Annotated in this window: 1 protein-coding gene; it reads right to left on the reverse strand. The window is 63.8% G+C overall.

Annotated features, from left to right (window positions below; translation table 11 throughout):
* The coding region (locus tag NKJ81_RS32565) for a transposase (protein WP_352542987.1) at positions 1–759 on the reverse strand (759 nt) is incomplete at its 3' end.
* Between the last annotated feature and the right edge of the window lie 36 nt (positions 760–795).

The following is a 795-nucleotide window of genomic DNA, read 5'->3' on the forward strand; positions in this document are numbered from 1 at the left end:
CTCGATCATAGTCTTGGCGGCCGTCACCTCGGCTTGGCGCACCGCGGTCGAGGGCTCCACGTCCACGATGATGGCGTGCTCCACGTCGATCAAATAGTTCGTGCAATAGGCATAGACGGCTGGGCCACCCCAAGCGGCAGTCCAGCGCGCGGCGGGATCAACAGGGGAGACGAACTTGGGCTCCACCGGCGTGGCGGCCCCGAAGGCGGCGTCATCCAGAGTGGCGAGATACTCAGCCACGGCCCGCTTGGCTTTGGGATTGAGGTCCTCGGCCGTTTCGATCCCGCGCTGACGATGGGCGTCGGCGACGATCATGCTGGCATCGACCGCAAAGCCTTCGCCGCCGACGAGCCCTTCAGCTATGCAGCGCCGGACGACGGTCTCGAACAGTTCGCGCAGCAGGTCGGCATCGCGGAAGCGGCCGTGGCGGGTCTTGGAGAAGGTTGAGTGGTCAGGCACATCACCCTCGAGGCCAAGCCGGCAGAACCACCGATAGGCCAGGTTCAGATGTACCTCCTCGCACAGCCGGCGCTCCGAGCGGATGCCGAAGCAATAGCCGACGATCAGCATGCGGATCAGCAGCTCAGGGTCGATCGAGGGACGGCCGATCGGGCTGTAGAAGGGCGCCAGATGCTGGCGGATGGCGGACAGGTCGACGAAGTGGTCGATCGCTCTGAGCAGGTGATCCGCCGGCACATGCCGCTCCAGGCTGAAGCCGTAGAACAGCTCCTCCTGCATCACACTTTGCTCGCCCATCATCGACTCAATCTCCTCTTACGACGAAGATTGAATCAG

It is taken from the genome of Mesorhizobium sp. M0018, from assembly GCF_040323955.1.
In the GTDB taxonomy this organism is placed as follows: domain Bacteria; phylum Pseudomonadota; class Alphaproteobacteria; order Rhizobiales; family Rhizobiaceae; genus Mesorhizobium.